Source organism: Desulfovibrio desulfuricans, assembly GCF_024460775.1.
GTDB classification, from domain to species: Bacteria; Desulfobacterota; Desulfovibrionia; order Desulfovibrionales; family Desulfovibrionaceae; genus Desulfovibrio; species Desulfovibrio desulfuricans_E.
Genome location: NZ_JANFYZ010000004.1, coordinates 150448 through 168235, shown reverse-complemented (window position 1 = coordinate 168235; position 17788 = coordinate 150448). Strand labels below are relative to the sequence as shown.

The following is a 17788-nucleotide window of genomic DNA, read 5'->3' as shown; positions in this document are numbered from 1 at the left end:
GCCGCGCGGAGAACGCCGATAGTTTGTGGCAATCCTCGGTTGCCCCCTATTTGCATGGGGTGTGCCAAATTTTATAATACTATGAAATAATTTTATTTTTTTAAAAATATGAATTTGCAGGCGCTCAGATGGCACCTGCGAGGGAAGGGATGATGCATGATTGCATCAGTCAGGATTGTTTTTTGATAAACTGGTACAGGAGTGCGACGCAATTTTGCGACATGCTGAGGAATTGCGGTTTGCCAAAGGGTCTCAAAATTGCGAAAATCCTATATGAAACATATTTCACAATGTGCCCAGAAGCGTTGTCGGCAGCAGGTATCAATAGGTGCGGATTTGCGACAGCAATAATCTTGCGCTGATTGGCTGCGCGCTTTGTTTATTATTAACTAGCTGTAAAATAAGTCTAAATTAGCCATACGCACTTTTAGATCCTGATTTTTAATGGCACGCATTGTGCAAAACAAAAAAATCACAAAGCGGAGGCCTTTGATGAGGCCGTCCTGGTTTATGTTTTACAACCCCCTACAGAGAGCGAGGAGAAACATGCGTAAACTATTTTTTGCAACCGCTCTTGCGGCTACAGCCTGCCTCGGCATGAGCCTTTTTTCGCAAGATGCCTTTGCTGAAAAGCCGCTGACCCTGAGGCTGGGACACCCCATGGCTCCGGGCAATAACGTGACCGTAGGGTATGAAAAGTTTAAGGAACTTGTTGAGCAGAAAAGCAACAAGAAAATCCGCATCCAGATTTTCGGCAACTGTCAGCTTGGCAGCGACCGCGTGACCACAGAAGCCGCTCAGGCTGGCACGCTTGATATGTCTTCAAGCTCTTCGCCCAACCTTGCCAGTTTTTCCAAGGCCTTTATGGCCATCGATCTGCCCTATGTGACTGACCCCAAAAATCAGGACAAGCTCTACAAGGCCCTGGACGAAGGCGATCTTGGCAAGGCTCTGGACAAGGTTGCAGGCGGTATCGGCCTCAAGACCATCATGTTCAGCGAATACGGCTACCGCAACTTTGTTTCTGCCAAAAAGCCCCTGAACAGCGTGCAGGATCTCATGAACCTCAAGGTGCGCACCACGGATTCCCCCGTGGAAGTGGCCGTGGCCACCGAACTGGGTATGAACCCGGCTCCTGTGGCCTGGGGTGAAACCTACACTGCGCTCCAGCAGGGCACTGTAGATGCCGAGGGCAACACATTCTCCCTGCTCAACGATGCCAAGCACACTGAAGTGCTTAAGTATGCCATGGATTCACAGCACAACTATTCCATGCATGTGCTGCTGATGAACAAGAAGAAGTGGGACAGCCTCACCCCCGAACAGCAGAAGATCATCGCCGAAGCGGCTCACGAAGCTCTGGTATGGCAGCGCGCGGAGACCGTGAAGCTTGAAAAGCTGGCCTGGCAGGCCTTCCGTGACCGGGGCATCACCATCCACATGCTCACTCCCGAACAGCGTGAGGAACTGAAAAAGAAGACCGCTCCTGTGCGCGAAAAGTTTGCCAAGGAAATTCCTGCTGAGTTGCTGGAACTGATCGCCGCAACGCAGAAGTAGTTATTGTCGGGGGGCCGCCAGTTTTGCTGGCAGGCCCCCCAACAAGAGTTAGCACTCACCGACGGGGAAAAGCATGAACGCCACAGAAGCAAAAAACAGTCCTCTGCGCTGGCTGAACCAGAATTTTGAAAGCATTTTCATGGTCGCTGGCCTGATCAGCATTATTTTATTCATTACCTGGCAGGTTATTTACCGCTACATCATTACCCAGTTCATTGAACGTGCCGGTGCGGCTGTATGGACTGAAGAGCTTTCGCGGTATATTTTTATCTGGATTTCCTATCTGGCCGTTTCTGTGGCTATCAGAAAGCGCTCGTCCATCCGCGTGGACATGCTGTATGACCACCTGCCTCCCCGCTGGCAGCGCATCAGTTGGATAACGGTTGAAACGCTGTTTTTATGCCTTACAGCCACCATCGCATGGTTCGGCTGGGGGCAGATAGAACGGTTGCTGACATTTCCCCAGTACACAACTGCTCTGGGCATGCCCTATCTTGTGCCGTACCTCATTCTGCCGCTGGGCTTCGGCCTCATGTGCCTGCGGCTTTTGCAGTCGCTCTACGGCCAGGTGAAGGAGTGCGGCGCGCTTGATACGCTCATTGGTCTGGCCCTGACAGCGCTCATTGCTTCTCCCTGTTTTATCTTTGATTATATTGAGCCTCTGACGGCGCTTTTTGGATACTTTGTGGTTTTGTGCGCCATTGGCGTGCCCATTGCCATTTCGCTGGGGCTTTCCACCCTTGCCACCATCATAAGCGCAGACACCCTGCCTATTGAGTACATGGCCCAGGTGTCGTTTACGTCCATCGACAGTTTCCCCATCATGGCCATCCCGTTCTTTATCGCTGCGGGCGTGTTCATGGGCGCTGGCGGCCTTTCGCGGCGTCTGCTCAGCCTTGCGGACGAGATAGTGGGCGGTCTGTATGGCGGCATGGGCCTTACGGCCATTGTGACCTGCATGTTCTTTGGGGCTATCAGCGGTTCCGGCCCGGCCACGGTGGCGGCCATTGGCGCACTGACCATCCCTGCCATGATCGAACGCGGGTACGACAAGTATTTTTCTGCCGCCCTGGTGGCTGCTGCTGGCTGCGTGGGCGTGATGATTCCGCCAAGCAACCCCTTTGTGGTCTACGGCGTATCCGCCCAGGTTTCCATCGGCGATCTGTTTATGAGCGGCATCGTGCCGGGTATCATGACCGGTTTTGTGCTCATGGGCTACTGCTACTTCTATTCACGCAAGCAGGGCTGGCGCGGCGAAAACAAGGTGCGCAACCTGCATACCCTGGGCAAGGCCTCGTGGGAAGCCAAGTGGGCGCTCATGGTGCCTGTAATCGTGCTTGGCGGCATTTACGGCGGCGTCATGACGCCCACCGAGGCCGCAGCCATCGCCGCTTTTTACGGAATGATCGTGGGGCTTTTTCTCTACCGCGAAATGGATATCAAGACATTCTTCGCTTCATGCGTTGAATCGTGCGAAACCTCGGCCATTATCATTGTGCTTATGGCGATGGCCACGCTTTTCGGCAACATCATGACCATTGAGGATGTGCCCGGCACCATTGCCCGCGCCATCCTGGGCTTCACAAACAGCAAGATCGTCATCCTGCTGCTCATCAATATCCTTCTGCTTATTGTGGGCACCTTCATGGAGGCTCTGGCCGCCATTGTCATCCTTACGCCCATACTGCTGCCCGTTGTCACGGGTGTGGGCGTGTCGCCCCTGCATTTCGGCGTCATCATCGTCGTAAACCTTGCCATTGGCTTCATCACGCCGCCAGTGGGCGTCAATCTGTTTGTGGCAAGCGGCGTTGCCAAGGCCAAACTGGAAAAGATAGCAGGTATGGCCCTGCCCATGATTGGCCTCATGGTGATCGTGCTGCTCATCTGCACCTATATTCCCGAAGTGCCCCTTTGCCTTGTAGGCGGCAAATAACGCACTTGGGTTGTTGAACTCTGTAGCCAGTTCAGGAGAACTGCACAATGAATACCATTGATTTTCGTTTTCGTCCCAATACGCCGGAGATCATCAACGGCATCAAGAACAGCTCCATGTTCAAGGCTGCCTGTAAGGCCATTGGCTTTGACAAGCGCAAGCCCCAGCCGCTTGAGGATATTGTGGCCGATCTTGACCGGCTTGGCGTAGACCTTGGCGTCATCACAGGCCGCGACTGCGAAACGACCTACGGTTTCCCGGCCAATAACGGCAGCGTGCTTGAATTCTGCCGGGCCTATCCCAACAAGTTTGTGGGCTTCTGGGGCATTGACCCGCACAAGAAAATGGCGGCGGTGCGCGAGATTGAGCAGGTTGTGGCCGAATACGGCATGAAGGGCATTGCCATTGACCCCTATCTTGCCCATATCCCTGCCTCTGAAGCCAGGTTTTATCCCCTGTACTCAAAGTGTTGCGAACTGAATATCCCCGTATTCATCACCATGGCTCCGCCGCCGCAGGTGCCTGGGGCCATTCTGGAATACGCCGACCCCCGCGATGTGGACAAAGTTGCCCGCGACTTCCCCGAGCTTACGCTCATCATGAGCCACGGCGCATACCCCTACGTGAACGAGGCCGTGTACACCTGCCTGCGCAATGCCAACGTGTACATGGATATTTCGGAATACGAGCGCGCGCCCATGGTTGACGTGTATGTGCGCGCCATGAACGATCTCATTCCCGACAAGGTGCTTTTTGCCAGCGCCCATCCCTTTGTGGAGCTTGCTGACGCCCTTGATGCCTATATCCACTTTGACCTCACTGAAGAAACCCGGCGCAAGGTCATGTATGAAAATGCCCGCCGTGTGCTGGGGCTGGATCGGGCGTAACACCCTGATCCTCTGATAACTTTGGAGTCTGGCCGCCGCTACGGCAGTTCTGCCGTGCAGGCTGGTTGGCACGTGGAGGGCTGACCGCCTGGCGTGCTGCCAGACCCCATTTGGAGAAACCCTCTCCTCCTGCCGGGGGCCGGGCTAATGCCAGCCCGCCCCCGTTCACAGTCCGGCCTGGGCGTGTGCTGCGTCACGCCGGGTCGGGCTGTTATTGGGCCAGACTGATATTGGCCGGACAGGCTTCGCACTATTGTCCGGCGTCTGTTATGGGAGCCTTTATGCTTGCGGCGCTTGCGGTTTCGTCATTTCTGGTGGGCGCGCTTATTGGCGCAACAGGGGTGGGCGGCGTGCTGCTGATCCCGGCCATCATGTTTTTCGGCGGGCTTGGCACGCATGAGGCCATGGCAACGGCGCTGTTCAGCTTTCTGTTTGCGGGCATTGTGGCAACGGCGAGCTATCAGCGCTACGGCACCATTGACTGGCGGGTTACCCTGCCTGTGGTGGCGGGCAGCTTTTTGTCGGGTTATGTGGGGGCGTACGTGGGGGCGTATGTTCCGGCGCGCGGGCTCAACATTCTGCTGGCCTGCCTGATAATCTTTTCCAGTCTGTATTCCATGCTTCCGGCGCGCAAGGGCACGGGCATGGCACAACGGCTCAGTCCAAGGGGCAATACGGCGCTGCTCTTTGGTATTGGCATTTTTACGGGATTTTTGTGCGGCATGACGGGGGCTGGCGGGGGCATCATTTCCGTGCCGGTCATGCTGCTGTTCAGCTATGCGCCCTTGCAGTGCATTGCCACAAGCCAGGTTTTGCAAATGGTTATTTCTGTTTCCGGCTCTGCAAGCAACATGAGCAACGGCTTTATTTCCTATTCCACGGTCTGGTGGGTCACGGCCTGCGAGCTTGTGGGCATAGCCGTGGGCGCGCATATTGCACACCGTGTGCCTGTGAGCCTGCTCAAGCGCATGGTCAGCGGGCTCTGCATGGCCATAGGCCTGTTCATCGCATGGCGGGCGCTGGGCTAGGCCAGCAGCGGGCTTTTCTGCACTTTAGCCTTTCCAGTGATATCTGGTCACGGGCCTGCCGTGGCCGCCGTAATCTTTTTCGCTGCCCAGGCGGTCAGTCGCCGCAAGGTAGTCGAAATATTTTTTCAGCGATATGCGCGAAATGCCCGTGAGCGGCTCAATATCCTTGAGACTGAACGGGCCGGAACAGCCCTGCAGCACCTGTATGATGTTTTGCAGTGTGGTGGCGTCTATGCCCTTTGGGGTATCTGCCGGAGGCTGACCAGATTTTTTAATAAATATGCGCTTGTCCAGGATTTCTTGCGTGATGGGCACCTCGGGCGATGTGAGCAGCTGGCGCTTTTCGCGCAGTTGCTCAAGGGCGGCGCGGAACCTCTCAACCGTGAAGGGCTTGACGATATAGTCTGCAACACCCATGCGCAGGGCGTTGAGAATGTCGTCGCTGTTCTGCGCGGCGGTTATCATGATGACGTCTGTATTGAAAAAATTGGTCTTGATGATGCGCAGCAGTTCCATGCCGGTCATGCCGGGCATGAACATGTCGAGCAGCACCAGATCAATCTCTCCGGCGCGCAGCAGTTCCAGCGCGGCCTCGCCGGAGCTGGCCCTGCCTTCAAGGCAAAAGCCCTCTATTCCCTCAAGATACACTGCCGCCAGATCTGCCACCATGGGATCGTCTTCAACGATGAGCACGCGGATCATTCCTGTTCTCCTTGCGCCAGCGCAGCCACAGGAACACGCACGGTAAAGACCGTGCCGTGCCCAGGTTTTGCGTCGATTTCCACAGAACCGTCCATTTCTTCCAGCGTAAGCAGCAGCATGTAAAGCCCGATGCCCCTGTTTGACCCCTTGGTGGAAAAGCCCTTGGTGAATATTTTTTCCAGATGTTCATCGGAAATGCCGCGTCCGGTATCGGACACGCTGATAACAAGTTCGTCGTACCCGCCCGCCTGAGCCGGGATATTTTCGATATTCAGGGTAATCCTTTTTTCTACAGCGTAGATGGTGGCTTCAAAGGCATTGTCAATGAGGTTGCCCACCACCGTGACCAAGGCGTGCGATCCCTTGGGCGAAAGCGGGGGGATCACGCCGTGCCCCTCAATCACCAGTGTCACGCCCATTTCATGGGCGCGGCTGTACTTGCTCTCCAGAAAACCCGCAACAATGGGATCCTTGACCAGCGCGGCAATGGCGGAAGTTTCCAGTTTTTTGCTGCCGATGATCTGCTCCAGGTAGGCATCAAGCTCCGCGTGGCGGCCATTGCGCAACAGACCGGAAATGACGTGCAGCTTGTTGAGGTACTCGTGCGAGCGCGAGCGCAGCGCCTCAACATAATTGCTGAGGCCGGTGAGGCGTTCGGCCTGGGCGCGCACGTCCGTCATGTCGCGGAAGGTCGCCACCGCGCCGATTATCTCTCCCTGCACCAGAATGGGCACGCGGTTGGTCAGCACCACGCTGCTGTTGATATTCTGCTCCTGGTCGTACTCCGGCCTGCCCTCCCTGACCACGGCGTCAAGACGGGTGCCGGGGATGGCGCTTTGCACGGGCTGGCCCTCCAACGGGCCGAAAACGCCCGCCGAACGCAGGATTTTTTCGGCCATTTCGTTAACAAGCACCAGGGTGCCGTCCTTGTTTACGGCGATAATTCCCTCGCGGGTGGTGCGCAGTATGGCGTTGCGTTCTTCAAGGAGCCGCGCGATCTGGTGCGGCTCCAGCCCGAAAAGAATTTTTTTAATGGTGCGCGAAAGCAGCACCGCCAGCACGATGCCAATAGCCAGCGAGAGCGCCAGCAGCCAGCCAAGAGGCCCGGTCAGGCGCGCCACGCCCGCTTCAATATCGCTGGACAGAATACCCGCGGAAGCCGCGCCCAGTTGATTGCCCTGCGCGTCAAAAATGGGCCGGAACGCCCGCAGCGAAAATCCGAATGTGCCGCGCGCCGATGAAAGGTAGGACTGCCCTTCAAGGGCCTTGCCTTCATCGCCGCCCATAAAGTGCTGACCGATTTTTGCAGCGTCGGGGTGAAAAAGGCGGATGCCCTGCATATCTATCAGCACGATAAATTTTACGTCCGAGGCACGGGTGAGCGTTTCAAGAAAGGCGGTCATCTGTCTGTACGCCTCGGGCTGGCGGGTGCGCATGGCCTCCACCACCAGCGGCGATTCCGCCGCAAGCTGCGCCACGCTTGAAACGGTGTTTTCCGCATCCTCATAGCCGTACTTGCTGATAAAATAGGAACCAGCCAGATGCCCAAGCAGCATGGGCGGGCAAAGCGCCAGACTGACCATAATAACAAGCTTTACAAACAGGCTGGAATTTCTGATGGCGTGCAGCATGGCAAACCGATGAGGGCGGTCATGCTGGCGGGCAGACCGGATTGTGGCGGCGGCCCGTGGCTGGGCTCCGCCTGTGAGTGTGCGGCACAATTGCGGCAGGCGTGGGCTTGCCCGCCAGGAGCTATCATATCAGGTGCGTTGTGGGGCCGCAAATGGCGGCAAGCGCGCTGAAAACGGGTATTGCTGCCAGATTGGGAGTGCTGCCGCAAATGGCAACATTTTGAAAATATCCCCTGAAACCGCACAGGTGTAGCGCGCGTAGCCCACACGTTCCACGGCCAAGTAAAAAATAGTGTGGAAAAATATCACCTGCGGAGTTAGGAATGGCGACCCCCCTATGTGTGCAGATTTTGGAAGGCTGTTGCGTTGGTCATTGAGTTACTGAACCAGGAAACGAAGATGGAGCCGGGGATGAAGAAAATTGCAGTGTTACTTTTGGTAGCCGGGATGTTGTGCGCAGTGCCCGGGGGAGCAAGCGCCATTGATTTTTCGGCCAAGGGCCGTTGGGCTTATAATTTCAGCTACGGCCAGCACGGCAATTTTACCGAGGGCGGGAACAAAACGGGCTACAGCTCCGGTGAAGACGAATTTGAAGCCGCCCAGCAGGTTCGCCTGCAACTGGACGCCAAGGCTTCTGAAAATCTTTCCGGCACGGTGCACTTTGAACTGGGCGGCTACAATCGCGGCATGATGCAATACTGGGGCGCCAGCAACAGCGGCGGCTCGCTGGGCGCGGACGGCAACTGGGTCAAGGTCAAGAACGCTTTTCTCGACTGGACTGTGCCGCAGACTGCCCTCAAGGTGCGCATGGGTATTCAGCCAATGCAGTTGCCCGACTACATCAACAACAGCCAGGTGCTGGCCGATGATGCGGCGGGCATCACCGCCTCCTACGCCTTTAATGAAAACGTTGGCGTGACGGCCTTCTGGGCGCGCCTTTTTAACGACAACACCACTGATGCAACCAACCGCAGCCCCGGCTATATGGATAACATGGACGCCGTGGGCCTGACCCTGCCCCTGACGCTTGACGGTGTAAGCCTCGCGCCCTGGGGCATGTATATGGGCATTGGCCCGGCCATCAACTACAACAACGTCAAAAATTCCCAGATCACCAGCTATACCAGCGTAGCCTCCGCCGGTGGCCCCAAGGCCGGTCTGCTGCCCCTGTACGGCGGCTTCCACAAGAGCAAGCTCAGCGAATACGGCAATGCCATGTGGATGGGCCTGCCCGGTCAGGTGACGTTGTTTGATCCTTTCCGCGTGTCGTGGGATGTTGTTTACGGCTCCGTGCAGTATGACGATGCCGCCATGAACCGCGCAGGCTGGCTGGCCTCGTTGCTGCTCGAATACAAGCTGGACTGGAGCACCCCTGGTCTCTACGGCTGGTACACCTCGGGCGACGACGACAATCTGGGCAACGGCTCCGAGCGCATGCCCAACATTCACCCCAACAACCCCAACGACTTTTCGGAATTCGCCTTTCACGGCGATCCCATTGTGGGCCGCGACAGCATTGTGGGCAAATCCATGACAGGCACCTGGGGCATTGGCGCGCGGCTCAAGGATATGAGCTTTATCGACAACCTCAGCCATACCTTCCGCATCAACTACATGGGCGGCACCAACGACCCGGCGATCCTGAAAAAGATCAAAAACGCCAATGGAAGCTGGATGGCCCCCAATGATGGTTCCGTGCCAGGCCGCGAGGGTCTGTACCTGACCCGCAACGACAGCCTTGTGGAATTTGGCCTGAGCACCAAGTACAAGATGTACGACAACTTCACCATCTACGTGGAAACAAACTATGATGCGCTCTTCCTCGACAAGAGCGCATCCGTGTGGGGCAACAGCAAGATGAATGGCAAGAGCGACCGCAGCGCCGATGCCTGGAATACAGCCGTGACCTTTGTGTATCAGTTCTAGGCCTCGCACGGTCAGCACCTGACGCACCGCAAAAATAAAGCGCCCATGATTTCATGGGCGCTTTCGCTTTTATCGGGACGTGCAGACGGCAGCGGTTGCTCACTCGGCGGTGCGGCTCCGGCTCATAAGCAGAACAGGCACAATGCCCAGCGCGGCGACCGCAGCCATGAGCAGATAAACGGCATCCATGCTCCAGAGGGAAGCAATGCCGCCAAACAGCACGGGCGTCAGCATGTTGATTATGCCGCGCCCGAAGGAATTGAACGAAAAAATGGCATCGTAGACGGTTGCGCCGCGTACCGGCTCCGTGATGATGGTCTGTATGACGGGCACAGTCCCCTTGGTCACAATACCGATGGCCAGGGATATAATCACCGTCAGTATGAGATTGCTTGACTGGAGCAGGGCGCAAAGCAGCAGGGCAAGGATAATACCGGCGATAACAAAGATTTTTCGGGTGCCGAAAATATCTATCAGGCGTCCGCAGGCCATCTTGCCCACGAAGGAACCGAGGGTGAAGCCAAGAGCGAACGAGCCGATGGTTTTGGCGTCTATGCCTTTTGCCACCAGCAGCAGGGGCAGAAAGGTAAAGATTCTGTCGTTGCTGAAAGCATTGAGCATGCTGGCAAGCATTGCCAGAAAGACATCCCGGTTTTTCAGTATGCTGAACCCGGCGAAAGGATTGCGCCTCGGGCGCGGGGGTGGGGCTGCCTCAGCACCGGGCAATGGATCAGAAGCGGGATCGCCCGGTTGCGTGCTGGCGTCTGCCGATGGGGATTTTTTTACGGCGGTGTAAAAGAGCCACAGGGCGGCGCACAGGGCCAGCACGCCATAGGCCAGGCAGACTGCCCGCCAGCCCGGCATGGTTCCCACAGAGTAGGCCGCCGCAAAGGCGGCAAAAGACACCAGCGGGATACGCCCCACATCGCCAATGGCGGTAAAGTCGCTCATGACCCGGCCAAGGCTCTGCCTTTCAGTATTGGCCGTGATGTAGGAAAAAGAAATGTTATGAAAGGCGGCAAAGCCCGCCATTGCCAGCACAAAGCACGCCCCGGCGGTGATCATGCTGCCCGCAAAAGCCGCGCCCAGATAGCCAAGCCCGGCAAGACCTATAAGCAGGGTCACAGAGCCGTAAAAGCCGAATCGCCGTGAGAACAGGCCCGTGCCAAGGCCAACGGCAGTACTCAGGGCCGCGCCCAGCGACACCACAAGGCCCACGTCTGTTTCTCCGCTGCCAAGGGCCAGCGCCATGAATGCCAGCACAACGGGAACGGAATCGAAAAGGCCGTCAATCAGAATGTGGTACAGATTCAGCATGATAAAGCGAGCGCGGGGTATCATGGGCAAGCTATACCGTTATGTCTGATAGGCGTCCAGTTGCTTGCAATGGGGCAGTGCGCAAAAAAGCTCCCCAAAGGCAGCCATTGGGGAGCTTGCGATCTTGTGGGGGATTACTCAGGCTGTCTGGCTTTGCGCCTTCATGTCCTTTATGAGCTGATGCAATATCTGGGTCTGCTGCATGAGGTCAGATACCGCCGTGGCGGCCTGTTCCATTGCCTGCGCTGTTTCTGCGGAGATGGTGGCAATCTGCTCAACAGAACGGTTGATCTCCTCGCTGGTTGCGGACTGCTGCTCGCTGGCCGTGGCAATGGACTGAACCTGATCATTGACCTGATCCACAAAGCCGAGGATATTTTTCAGCGAGTCGCCAGAGTGGGCGGAAAGGGCGGCGGCGTTTTCAATGGCCTTGACCACGGTTTCCACGCTGGAAATGTTTTTGCGCGTGCCAGCCTGAATTTCGTTCACCGCGCGGCCCACATCCTGGGTTGCCGTCATGGTTTTTTCCGCCAGTTTGCGCACCTCATCGGCCACCACGGCAAAGCCGCGACCCGCATCACCTGCGCGCGCAGCCTCAATGGCGGCGTTAAGCGCAAGCAGGTTGGTCTGGTCGGCGATGTCTGCAATGATGTTCATGACCTCCCCGATGCCGTCTGCCTGTTTGCCCAGCACCGCCATGTCTTCGCGAATGGCAAGGGAGTGGGCGCGTACGTCTTCAATGCCTTTGACCGCCTTGTCTACAACGGCGGCGCCGTCCTGAGCCTGCCCGCGCGTCTCGGTAGAGGCGCTGGCAGCCCGCTGGGAGTTTCTGGCGACCTCAAGCACGGTGGCGTTCATTTCTTCCATGGCTGTGGCGGTTTCCCGCACCCGGCCTGACTGCTCGTCCGCGCCCCGGCTGGACTGCTCAACGCGCGCAGAAAGCTGCTCGGAGGCCGCAGTCACAACACCCGCCACGCTCTCAAGCCTGTGGATTGTATCCACAAGTTTGTTGCGGTTCTCTTCCACCTTTTGTCTGGCTTCGTGCGCTTCTTCTGCTGCGCGGGTGGCCTTGGCAACCTCCTGCTCGGCAAGCTGGCTTTTTTCTTCCGCAAAAGAAATTTTGCGCTTCAGCTCCACAAGCATCGTGCTGAGGCTCGTTGCCAGCGTGCCAAAGTCGTCCTTTCTCTGCATGGTCATTTCTGAATCAAGCGCGCCGTTGCTGATGTTTTTTGCAAAACAGATGCACTCCCTGAGCGGCTTGATAATGCCCATGGCGATAGCCAGCGAGATCACCGTGATGAGCGCCAGACCGCAAATAAACATGGCGGTAAAGAAAATGCGCCCGGCTTCAACAACGCTGCGGCCCTCGTCCGAAACTTTTTTGGAATAGGCATCAAGCAGAATCGCAAGCTTGTCCACCACGCCCCGGTGCTTCTGATAGGCAGATGCAAGCTGGCTCAGGCAAATGCTTTCAGCTTCTGCCTTGTTGCCGGTCTGGAGAGCGGGTTTGAGCCTGGTTTCAAATATTTCAAAGATGGCCTTCCCCGTGGGGTACAGTTCCTGATTGAGAATTTCCTTGATCTTTGGGTCAATAGCGCCGGAATGCCAGAGTTCGTATTGCTGCTGGAATGCTTTTTTATGCTGGGCAATGGAAGCGTAAATTTTTTTAAGGCTTGCAGCATCATTGGTGTTAACGGTTTGCAATGCATCAAGATATGTTTCAACCACATAAAGCGGTGGAGGTAAAATATCGGCAAGCAAATCCTTGCTGTTTTCTATGGATTGATATGTTGTAGAGCCAATTGATGTTTTTGATATCGTGTATGTTGAAATAACAAAAAGGGCAGTCATGCCCAGAAATACAGAAGCTATAAGAATGGTGAACTTTCTGGCAACAGAGATATTTTTCAGCATTGCCGTTCCCTCGCAGTTATATCATAGAATGACTGATGTGATGCTTGGTTCTAAACGGACGCGCAGGGAAAAACAATAGGGGCAGCAGACCCTCGCCAATAGAACAGCACAAAAAAGTAACATTTGCCTGTTGGGCGCAAGGGCGTTTCCGCGCAATAGCTTGATATGATTGATATGATCAGCAGATATTGGAAAGGCTGTTTTGAACAGGGAGATGACGCGCATGTCGTAAATTTTGTAGGGGGAATCGCGCAGGCTTCTGTCAATGGGCGCATTGTCCGGGTGTTGCTTGATCTAGCGGCAGAATCGTATATCTGGCTATAATTACAGAGATATATTCCTGTTCTCCGGCAGAGGGTGTTTTGTTATGCTGCCTTTACACTGATAACCGTCATTGCTTTTCAAGCCCCTGCGCATAGTTAGGAAGCCGCCCATGACCGAAATTGAAAATTCTGATCCTTCTGCAACGCCCAGCCACGCGCCAAACCATGTGGCAGGCCACGCACCAGATACTGCCCCATACACTGTGCCAGACCTCGCCCCCGGTGGCGGAGTGTTGCCGCCGCTGACCAAGGCCTCGCTCAACACCCTTTGCGATTCCGGGGTAATCAGCACTGTAGCATGGCAGCGGGCCGTGGAATTTTGCGGTTTCAGGCCGGACGGCAAGGCCTGGCTCGCCTATTGGCGGCAGATGTTTTTGCTGGGCGGGGCGCTGTTTTTTCTGGCGGGCATGATCTGCTTCATTGCCTGGAACTGGGGAGCCATGACGCCCTTTGCGCGCATGGCGCTCACGGGTGCGCTTGTGGCAGGGAGCGGCCTTGGGGCTGTGCTGCTGGGGCCGGATACTCGGCTGGGGCAGGTTTTGCTGCTGGCCTGCGGCATTGCAATTGGGCCGATGCTGGCGGTGTTTGGGCAGACCTACCAGACAGGGGCCGAGCTGTGGGAGCTGTTCAGGGTATGGACGGCGTTGCTGGTGCTGCTTGCGCTGGCGGGCAGGCAGGCCGGGCTGTGGTTTGCCGCGTGGATTTCGGCCAATATCTTTGCGGCGCTCTGGCTTGGGCGTAGCCTTTCATCGCCTCTTGATGCCTTGGGGCAGTTTTTTATGGTGCCGGAATGGCTTGTTGCCATTGCCTGCGCCATTGCGTGCTGGGAGTGGATGGCCCGCAGGGCGGCAACCAGACTGCAACAGAATCTGGATGATGCCCCAGATAATCCCCAAGGCCAGAGCAAAGGGCAGAATGAAAGCCAAAGTAAAAACAAGGCCCATGCGCAGGCGTGGCTCTGCTCGCGCTGGATGCCCAGGCTGCTCTTTTTTGACATGGTTTCCCGCACCACGTTTTTTCTGATCGCCACCATTTTTGACCTGTATTTCAGGGATGGGCAGATGCTCTGGCTTTCGCCCAATTTTGTTGTGGGTTTTGCCCTGGTCGTGGCGGGTTTTTCGTGGTGGTGGTATCGCACCCGGCAACCCGACCTCTTCATGCTTGCAACCCTTCTGGCAGCGGGCGCGGCAGTGCTGCTTTCCGCTCTGGCGGAAGCGGAGCTGTTTTTCAGCGCCGGAAGCATGGCAACCTTTTTGCTGTGGGGTTTGCTTGTCACGGGCGTGACTGCGGGGCTGGCAAAGATACTCCTGCACCTGCAACGCAGCATGATGACGTCCCCCCGGCAGGAGGCCGAAACCGTGGCCTTTTTTCCTTCAATCCTTGCCCGCGCCACTGCCGGGAATAACTGGCAAACGCTGTGGGCGCACTTGCAGGCGGGCGCTTTTGTGCCTCTCAATCAATCGTTGTCTGACGCATTGGGCAGGCTGGGGGAGCAACCCTCCCCCTGGTATGTCAGGGGCATGCTTGCCTTTGGCGGATGGATGGCGGCGGTTTTCTTTATCGTCTTTTTTGGATTTTTGCTTTTTGAGAGTCTGGGGATCAGCTCCAATGAGGAACTGACAGTTTTTGCGGCATCTGTGCCGGTGCTGCTTATGGGGCGGGTGCTGCTGGCAAGGCAGCAGTTGTTTGCCCGGCACTTTGGCTTTGCCTTGGTGATTGCCGGAACTGTCGGGCTTGCCATTGCTCTGTGCGCCAGCATCAGGCCCGAAGGTTTGGCCTGTCTTGCGCTGGCGGGGGTGCTTTTGGTTCTCGGCATCCTCATGGGCAATGCTGGCTACGCAATGCTTGCGGCTATTGTGATCGGCAACTCAGTGGCGCTGGGGATTGCGTTCTTTTACGGGTATGCGCGCAATGGTTTTGCCGCCTCCGAAACGGGCGGCGCGGTGGAGCTGCTTTCGTTGTGGTGGGCGCTGGTTTGCGCGGGGCTGGCCTGCTATTGCCTGCGTGAACACAGGTGGCGCGGCACGGCGCGTGGCAAAGTGGCGGAAGGGTGGTTTTACGGCTTTTACGCTTCTGGGCTGATTTTTGAGATGTTCACCCTTGCTCCGGCGTATAGCCTCGCCAGCGATATGGGTTTGCCCGGTCTGGCAACGGGATATTTGGGGCTTGCCCCGGCTCTGGCTGTGGTCGCGCTGGCATTCTGGCTAGGCAAAGGCGCGGGCAGGCCCGCCCGGCTGCTCACAATGGCTGGCATGCCCCTTGTGTTTGCGCTGTCGTGGTATCTGCCGGGGGCGGGGCTGGCCCTTTTGGGGCTAACGCTGGCAAGGCGGATGGGCAGCGTGGTGATGCAGGGCTTTGTGCTGGCGTATCTCTTCGCCTACATGGTTTTTTATTATTACAGTCTGGCTGTACCGTTTTCGCAAAAATCCATCTATCTGATGGCAACAGGCCTTGGTTTGCTGGCGCTGGCCCTGATTCTGCGGCTATGGCAGGCAAAAACTGCGGCGCGGGAGGCAGCCCATGCGTAAGCTCTATATTCTTGCGGTGCTGGTTTTGTTTTTGGGCGGCTACGGCCTTTCCGTATACCGGATGGAAACAGTGCTGGCGGAAGGCAAGACAATCCTGCTGGCCCTTGCCCCGGTTGACCCGCGCGCGCCGCTCATGGGCGACTACATGGCCCTGCGTTATGTGGTGAACAACGATATTCGTAATGCACTGCGAAGGCAGAGCGCCACGCAGAGCGCGGGCCAAAAGGCAGCTCAAATGAATGCGGCAAACGGGGCACCGGAGGGCGGAGCTTCGGGCAATGCGGCAAACGGTGGGGGCGTGGATGGCGGGGCCAGTTCCCCCACAGCGAGCGCAAACAGCCGCAATACACATGATGAAAGCAGTAACGCGGAAGGCTTTGCCGTGCTCCGCATTACCAATGACCCGGTGCCGCACGCGGCATCATTTGTGCGGCTGGATGATGGCAGCCCCCTGCAAGCCGATGAATTTCTGCTGGCCTACAGGCTGCGCGGCTACGAAGTGCTCTCAGCCGCCCCGGCCTTCTATTTTCAGGAGGGAACCGCCCAGCAGTATACGGGTGCTAAGTTTGGGGTATTTAAGCTCGCGCCAGACGGCAAGACCCTGCTTGTGGGGCTGGGGTGAGGGGGGAGATAAAAATGAATGGCGACGAACATTATTCTGGTCGTGTCACAGCGATGCATAAAATTTTAATAAGATCTTATACCCGCAGTCTTTTGCCTATTCCAAATTCTGGGATATGTCGGAGTTGATTTTTTTGCGGTAAGTTTTTATCGATATTGATCGGAAGGGCGATTGTCTTAGATGTTTTGGCGCTATGGATCTCATAGAATTGCAATTGCATTGTCTAGTTCACAGGAGGTCTGGAAAATTGTGTATAGGGGATAGCGTTTCATGAATAACCGCGGAGTGTTGTCTGTCTCATTTGTTGCACTAATAGATAGATCTTTGCCTTCATAAAAAGGGGCAATTTTCAACATTGTTTCGTCGTGGGAGGTATTATGTCGCAAGATATTACATTCACTGACTTTATTAATATTGTGCAAAGTCCTGGTACGACAAAACTTTCTAAGATTAGGAATATAAAAAAACGAGTATACAGCCCCGCAACAGATTACTATAAAGGATTACGCGAAAAAATTATTGATGTGCTATCATCGAGTGATGATATAAATTGTATTTCAGATGCAGTATCGAGAGCCTCTGTGGCTAGGCAAGCGAATTACAGAATTATTGCAGATAATATGCTTGCTTGGCTCGGCAAACACCGTGGCTTAATTTGGTATGATCCGCCAAAAGCATACTATCGACCCAATAAAATTGGTATCAAAATCCATCCTGAATTGGCATTTGAAGAGGCTAATGGTACTATAAATGTTATAAAATTGCACATGAATAAGGATGCCCTTTCCAAAGGTAAACTCGAAGTTGCTGCATTTCTATTCTACAATGAATTGGCTCCAAAGTGCCCACAGAATACAGTATTTTCATTTTTAGATCTTCACCAAGGAAAGCTATTCCCCATTAGGCAACTTCATGAGTCAGGCTCTATTTTTTTGCAGGCAGAGATTGCTTACATAGAACAAATTTGGGATAGCGCGTAAGAGTGGCAAAGTCCATTGCAGTCTTTAAACAAAAAAGCCCTTACGGCTCGTCTCCGTAAGGGCTTGTATTATCTGGTTGCGGGGGCAGGATTTGAACCTACGACCTTCGGGTTATGAGCCCGACGAGCTACCGAGCTGCTCCACCCCGCGACACGTGCAGCGTTTCTCGCTGCGAGAACAGATATCTAAGCGCTTGGCCCCTGACTGTCAAGGAAATTAATAAATTTTTTTGAAAGAGCCTCATTTAAAAGTGATTACCTGAGGCTGAAATCCTTTATTGGCGCAGTGATGTTGCATTTTACTTCTCAAAAATATTTTTGCTCCGGGGCCACGTTTTCCAGTCGGCATAATCTCACTTGCCAGTTGCCGCAGTAACTGTCGTTCCTTTTTTTCATTTCATTCGTTGAGATTGCGGCTGGTTTTGCTGGTCAGCATCCACA

General features: G+C 55.5%; 12 protein-coding genes and 1 tRNA gene. 8 read left to right on the top strand and 5 right to left on the bottom strand.

The genetic code is table 11. The annotated features are described in order from the left end of the window. The first annotated feature begins 546 nt into the window (after positions 1-546). The 4 genes from NE637_RS06535 to NE637_RS06520 all read left to right on the top strand — a co-directional run bounded on the left by NE637_RS06535 (position 547) and on the right by NE637_RS06520 (position 5405). A complete protein-coding gene (locus tag NE637_RS06535) occupies positions 547-1557 on the top strand; it encodes a TRAP transporter substrate-binding protein (protein ID WP_192113432.1) in 1011 nt (336 codons plus the stop codon). A 73-nt stretch (positions 1558-1630) separates the two neighbouring features. Further along, a complete protein-coding gene (locus NE637_RS06530; RefSeq protein WP_192113433.1) occupies positions 1631-3490 on the top strand; it encodes a TRAP transporter large permease in 1860 nt (619 codons plus the stop codon). A 47-nt stretch (positions 3491-3537) separates the two neighbouring features. Further along, on the top strand, positions 3538-4377 hold the full coding sequence (locus NE637_RS06525; RefSeq protein WP_192113434.1) for an amidohydrolase family protein: 840 nt from the start codon (positions 3538-3540) through the stop codon (positions 4375-4377). 281 nt (positions 4378-4658) lie between these two features. Continuing rightward, positions 4659-5405, top strand: coding sequence for a sulfite exporter TauE/SafE family protein (locus NE637_RS06520; RefSeq protein ID WP_227118108.1), 747 nt, complete (start codon positions 4659-4661; stop codon positions 5403-5405). Between the two features lie 24 nt (positions 5406-5429). On the opposite strand, the gene NE637_RS06515 is transcribed toward NE637_RS06520, so the two are convergent. Further along, positions 5430-6107, bottom strand: coding sequence for a response regulator (locus NE637_RS06515; RefSeq protein ID WP_227118107.1), 678 nt, complete (start codon positions 6105-6107; stop codon positions 5430-5432). After that, positions 6104-7738: an ATP-binding protein gene (locus NE637_RS06510; RefSeq protein ID WP_227118106.1), complete on the bottom strand. Its 1635-nt coding sequence runs from the start codon at positions 7736-7738 to the stop codon at positions 6104-6106. Before NE637_RS06510 ends, NE637_RS06515 begins: the two co-directional genes overlap by 4 nt. A 411-nt stretch (positions 7739-8149) precedes the next feature. Between NE637_RS06510 and NE637_RS06505 the strand changes: the two genes are divergently transcribed. Further along, positions 8150-9664 (top strand): outer membrane homotrimeric porin, encoded by a 1515-nt coding sequence (locus tag NE637_RS06505; protein WP_227118105.1) that lies wholly within the window; start codon positions 8150-8152, stop codon positions 9662-9664. A 99-nt stretch (positions 9665-9763) separates the two neighbouring features. Here NE637_RS06505 and NE637_RS06500 read toward each other — a convergent pair whose 3' ends face one another. Further along, on the bottom strand, positions 9764-11005 hold the full coding sequence (locus NE637_RS06500; protein ID WP_227118104.1) for an MFS transporter: 1242 nt from the start codon (positions 11003-11005) through the stop codon (positions 9764-9766). Between the two features lie 114 nt (positions 11006-11119). Beyond that, complete coding sequence (locus NE637_RS06495) at positions 11120-12895, bottom strand: methyl-accepting chemotaxis protein (protein WP_227118103.1); 1776 nt, start codon at positions 12893-12895, stop codon at positions 11120-11122. Between the two features lie 433 nt (positions 12896-13328). On the opposite strand from NE637_RS06495, the gene NE637_RS06490 reads away from it, so the two are divergent. The 3 genes from NE637_RS06490 to NE637_RS06480 all read left to right on the top strand — a co-directional run bounded on the left by NE637_RS06490 (position 13329) and on the right by NE637_RS06480 (position 17348). After that, positions 13329-15746 (top strand): DUF2157 domain-containing protein, encoded by a 2418-nt coding sequence (locus tag NE637_RS06490; RefSeq protein WP_227118102.1) that lies wholly within the window; start codon positions 13329-13331, stop codon positions 15744-15746. Continuing rightward, on the top strand, positions 15739-16368 hold the full coding sequence (locus NE637_RS06485) for a GDYXXLXY domain-containing protein (protein ID WP_227118101.1): 630 nt from the start codon (positions 15739-15741) through the stop codon (positions 16366-16368). The genes NE637_RS06490 and NE637_RS06485 overlap by 8 nt, the downstream gene beginning before the upstream one ends. Positions 16369-16745: 377 nt before the next feature. Continuing rightward, entirely contained in the window at positions 16746-17348 is a 603-nt protein-coding gene (locus tag NE637_RS06480) for a hypothetical protein (RefSeq protein WP_227118100.1), read from the top strand. Positions 17349-17421: 73 nt separating this feature from the next. On the opposite strand, the gene NE637_RS06475 is transcribed toward NE637_RS06480, so the two are convergent. Further along, positions 17422-17498: transfer RNA gene (locus tag NE637_RS06475), tRNA-Met, on the bottom strand. Positions 17499-17788 lie beyond the last annotated feature (290 nt).